This window comes from Streptomyces sp. NRRL WC-3549, assembly GCF_000721935.1.
Classification (GTDB): domain Bacteria; phylum Actinomycetota; class Actinomycetes; order Streptomycetales; family Streptomycetaceae; genus Streptomyces.
In genome coordinates, this window is sequence record NZ_KL585425.1 from 34,970 (window position 1) to 39,911 (window position 4,942).

The window sequence follows — 4,942 nt, forward strand, 5'->3', positions numbered from 1 at the left end:
GGAGCCGATCGGCATCACGCCGGCCCAGTTCCGGCTGCTGCGCACGGTCGCGCACTACGACGAGCCGCCCCGGATGGCCGATCTGGCCCTCCGGCTCGACGTCGTCCCGCGCGCGGTGACCACCCTCGTCGACGGCCTCGAGGCGGCCGGCCGCGTCCGCCGGGTCCCGGATCCGACCAACCGGCGGGTGGTCCGCATCGAGATCACCGACGAGGGCCGCGCGGTGCTGCGCTCCCTGCGCAACGCGCGCAGGGCCGCCGCCCAGGAGATCCTGGCTCCCCTGTCCGCCGAACAGCGCGAGGTGCTCGGCGGGCTGCTGACCGCTCTGGTCGACGGGATGCCGGAGCGCCACCACCGCTGAGGCACGTCCTCGGCGACACGTCGAAGCCGCTTACGGTCCCGGGCCCCACGCCTGCGTGGACATGATCACCGGCGAGGCGCCGCCCCCGCGACGAGCCCGGACCGGCCGGCCGTCGCCTACCGCCCCGCTCTCTGCCCCCTCCCGTTCCGCCCTTCCCGCTCCACCCCCTCCCGTTCCGCCCCTCCCGTGCCGTCCCCGCACCCGGGCCCGGGGGGGGCCGCGCCGGGCCACCCCCCACGCCCCTGGTGCGCCGGCCCATGACCGCGCGCATCCGGAAAGTCCATGGTTTGGATGCAGGAGTCCAATCGCGTCCCTTGCGCGACAACAGCCCCACCGTCCAGGGTCCTTACCGAGGTTCCGGAACCCGCGTCCGTCCGTCCACGCGGGCCGGGACCCGCGCGCACCGTCGGATTCCCCTTCTCCGGAGGCTCGATGATTGACGACGCACCACAGGGTCAGGACCCCCAGGGCCAGGACCCGCAGACCTCGAACGACGGTTCACCGAGCCGTCGTTCCGTCCTTCGCACCACCGCCGGCGTGGTCGGGGCCGCGAGCGCCGGCCTCGGGCTCGGAGCGCTCGGCACCGGCTCCGCGTCGGCCGCGGAGCACACGGCCGCCACCGGCCCCCTCTCCACGCCGGCCCGCAAGGGCGCCACCATGGCCGGGGTCCGCTTCGACCGGCGTTCGACCGTACGCGTCGGCATCGTGGGCCTGGGCAACCGCGGCGGCAGCATGATCGACCTCTTCCTCGCCGTCGAGGGAGTGCGGGTCGTCGCCGTCTGCGATCCCGTGAAGGACAAGGCCGAGCGTGCCGCCGCCAAGGTGACGGCCGCGGGCCAGCCGGCTCCCGCCGTGTACGCGCACGGGGAGCACGACTACGCGAAACTCTGCGGCCGCGGGGACATCGACTTCGTCTACGTGGCGACCCCGTGGGACTTCCACTTCGAGATGGCGAAGACCGCCCTGCTCAACGGCAAGCACGTCGGCGTCGAGTGCCCGATCGCGCTGCGGCTGGACCAGCTCTGGGAGTTGGTCGACCTCTCCGAGCGGACCCGGCGCCACTGCATGCAGTTGGAGAACTGCTGTTACGGCCGCAACGAGATGCGCGTCCTGCGCATGGCGCACGCCGGTCTCTTCGGCGACCTGCTCCACGGGGCGGGCGCGTACAACCACGACCTGCGGGGCCTGATGTTCGACCCCGACTACTACGAGGGCCCCTGGCGGCGGCTGTGGCACACCCGGCTGCGAGGCGATCTGTACCCCAACCACGGCTTCGGCCCGGTCGCCAACTACATGGACGTCAACCGCGGTGACCGCGCGGTCAGCATCACGAGTGTCGGCTCTCCCTCGCTCGGTCTCGCCGCGTACCGCAAGGAGCACATGCCGGCCGGCGACCCCAGCTGGAAGGAGACGTACGTCGAGAGCGACCGGACGATCAGCCTCGTCCAGACCGCCAAGGGCCGGGTGATCCGGCTGGAGCACGACGTCTCGACACCTCACCCGTACTCGCGGATCAACAGCCTCGGCGGCACGAAAGGGGTGTTCGAGGACTATCCCGAGCGGATCTACCTCGAACCCGACCACACGAACGACGAGTGGGCGGACTTTTCCGCGTACGCCGACTGGGACCACTGGCTGTGGAAGGAACACGCCGACCCGCCCGGCGGGCACGGGGGCATGGACTACATGATGGTGTTCCGGCTGATGCAGTGCATGAGGTTGGGGCTCGCCCCCGACTTCGACGTGTACGACGCCGCCACCTGGACGGCGCCCGTGCCGCTGAGCCACCTCTCCATCAAGGCCAAGGGCGCACCGCAGCAGATCCCCGACTTCACCCGGGGCGAGTGGAAGAAGGCCCGTTCCGGCATGGATTCCCCCGAGCCCGCCGAGTAGGCGCGCCCGACACCCCGCCGCCCCTCCGGCGGCGGGGTCCGTCCCGGGAGCGGGAGAGGCCGTCGCGCGGGAATAAATCGCTTGCCTCCCAGAGGGGAGGGAAGCGAACCTTGCACGGTTTGCTCCCCCGTGCCACGAGATCCCCACGGGGTCTCCGCTCCTTCCGATCCCTGGGACGTCATGCAGATTCGCGATCTTCCGTACCCGGATCCCGGCGATCCCGACGTCAGGTCGGGCCCGCGTTTCCTGCTCTGGCTGGGCCGCGGTCAGCTTGCCGGTCAACTGAAGTCCCTGTCCTGGGGACTGATGCACCAATGCGCGATCGCCGGGCTTCCGCTCGCCGTGGGGCTCGCGGTCCAGGCCGTCGTCGAACGATCCGGCCGCGGCCTCGCGTCCGCCGGGGCGCTCATCGTGGCGCTCGGCGTGCTCATCGCGGTGGGTGACACCATGCTCCACCGGACGGCGATCACCAATTGGATCACCGCGGCGGCCCGGGTGCAGCAACTGCTGGCGCGCAAGACCGCCGAGCTGGGTTCGGCTCTGACCCGGCGGGTCGCCGCGGGCGAGGTCGTCGCCGTCTCCACCGGCGATGTGGAGAAGATCGGCTGGTTCGTCGAGGCACTGTCGCGCTTCGCCGCCGCCGCGCTCGCCCTCGTCCTGATCTGCGTCGGGCTCGTCCTCTACCTGCCTTCCCTGGGCCTGTTGGTGGCCCTCGCGGTGCCCGCCCTGGCCCTCGCCGTCCTGCCCCTCCTCCCCCGTGCCACCCGTCGGGCGGACGTCCAGCGCGAGAAGGCGGGTCACGCCACCGAGCTGGCATCGGACACGGTGGCGGGCCTGCGGGTGCTGCGCGGGATCGGCGGCGAGGAGCTGTTCCTCGGCCGGTACCGGCGGGCATCCCAGGAGGTCCGTAAGGCCGCCGTGCGCAGCGCGCGGATGTGGGCCCTCATCTCGGCGGTCCAGGTGCTCCTGCCGGGGCTCCTGCTGATCGCGCTGGTCCGGTACGGGGCCACGCTCGTCCAGGACGGCCGGATCGAGGTCGGGCAGCTGGTCACCGTCTACAGCGCGGCGACGCTGATGCTCTTCCCGCTGCGGCACTTCGAGGAGATCGCCATGGCGTACTCCTTCTCCCGGCCGTCCGCGCAGCGGGCCGTCCGTGTGCTGTCCCTCGGCCGCAGCACCCAGGCTCCCACGCTCGGGGCCATGGTTCCCGAAGGCGATCTCTACGACCCGGTGACCGGACTGCTGGCCCCCCGGGGCCTGTTCACCGCCGTGGTCTGCGGCGACCCCGACGAGGCGGGGCCGACCGGCTCGGCGGCCACGCCGAGCCGGACGGTGCGCGGGCGGACGCATCCGACGGGGACGACGGCGAGGCCGGCACGGCCGCGGCGGACGGTCCCCGGCACGACGGCGGCGGGGCCCGGCCGGTCCCCTCGGTGCTGCTCGGCGGGGTGGCCCTGGACGAGCTGCCGCTCGGCTCGGCCCGGGCCGCCGTGCTCGTGCAGGACAAGGACCCGGTGCTGCTCTCCGGGACCCTGCGCGAGCTGCTGGACGTACCGTCGCCGGGCACGGTGGCCGCCGAGGACGCCCTGGCCGCCGCCCAGTGCGCGGACGTCCTGGACGCGCTGGCCCAGGCGTCGGCCGGCGGGGACGGCGATCCCATGGGAACCCGGATCACCGAGCGCGGCCGTTCCCTCTCCGGTGGCCAGCGGCAGCGGCTCGCACTGGCCCGCTCCCTGGTCGCCGACCCCGAGGCGCTGGTGCTGGACGAGCCGACGTCCGCCGTCGACTCGCACACGGAGGCCCGGGTCGCCGCCGGTGTGAAACGGCTGCGGCAGGGCCGGACGACGGTGGCGTTCTCCTCGTCCCCGCTGCTGCTGGACCTCGCCGACCGGGTGGCGTTGGTGCGCGACGGCCGGGTCGTGGCGGCAGGCACCCACCGCGACCTGCTGCGCGACGAACCGCGCTACCGGGCGGTCGTCACCCGGGAGACCGATGACGGCACCGCGATCCCGGCCGCCCCGGACGCGCGGGACCGGCCCGCCCCGACCGACGCGTCGCGGTCGGCCGAAGCCATCAAGGAAGTCGAGGAGAGGGCATGACCGGCATCGCACCACCGGCGTACGACCCGGCCGCACCGGAGTCGGCGACGACCCTGCCGGTCGGCGCGCCCACGACCGTACGCGCGTACGTCCATTCCCTGCTGCGGCGTCACCGGGGGCCGTTCGCCGTGCTCGTCGCGGCCAACGCGATCGCGGTGATCGCCTCGATCACCGGCCCCTATCTGCTGGGCGGCCTGGTCGAGGACCTGTCGAACGGCGTCGGGGACCTCCATCTGGAGCGCACCGTCGCGGTGTTCGCGGTGGCGCTGGCCGTGCAGACCGTGTTCACCCGGATCATGCGGCTGCGGGGCGCGATGCTCGGCGAGGAGATGCTCGCCGATCTGCGCGAGGACTTCCTCGTCCGCTCGGTCGGGCTGCCCCCGGGCGTCCTGGAGCGGGCCGGCACCGGTGACCTGCTGTCCAGGATCACGACGGACATCGACCGGCTGGCCAACGCCATGCGGGAGGCCGTGCCGCAGCTGGCGATCGGTGTGGTGTGGGTGGGGCTGCTGATCGGTGCCCTCACCGTCACCGCCCCGCCGCTGGCCCTCGCGGTGCTGGTCGCCCTGCCGGTGCTGCTCGTCGGCTG

Annotated in this window: 2 protein-coding genes and 2 pseudogenes; all 4 read left to right on the forward strand. The window is 73.2% G+C overall.

What is annotated here, in order from left to right:
- Positions 1-361 (forward strand): MarR family winged helix-turn-helix transcriptional regulator (locus IH13_RS0127895; RefSeq protein ID WP_031088737.1); only part of this gene is annotated, 361 nt, incomplete at its 5' end.
- Positions 362-793: 432 nt separating this feature from the next.
- Complete coding sequence (locus IH13_RS0127900) at positions 794-2,254, forward strand: Gfo/Idh/MocA family protein (RefSeq protein WP_031088738.1); 1,461 nt, start codon at positions 794-796, stop codon at positions 2,252-2,254.
- Between the two features lie 180 nt (positions 2,255-2,434).
- Positions 2,435-4,353 (forward strand): annotated as a pseudogene (locus IH13_RS38635) (ABC transporter transmembrane domain-containing protein).
- Between the two features lie 53 nt (positions 4,354-4,406).
- A pseudogene (locus IH13_RS0127910) lies at positions 4,407-4,942 on the forward strand (ABC transporter transmembrane domain-containing protein); the annotation flags it as partial.

Excerpts from the sequence above, each read along its gene's own strand:
- IH13_RS0127900 (WP_031088738.1), top strand. The coding sequence starts at position 794 with ATGATTGACGACGCACCACAGGGTCAGGACCCCCAGGGCCAGGACCCG.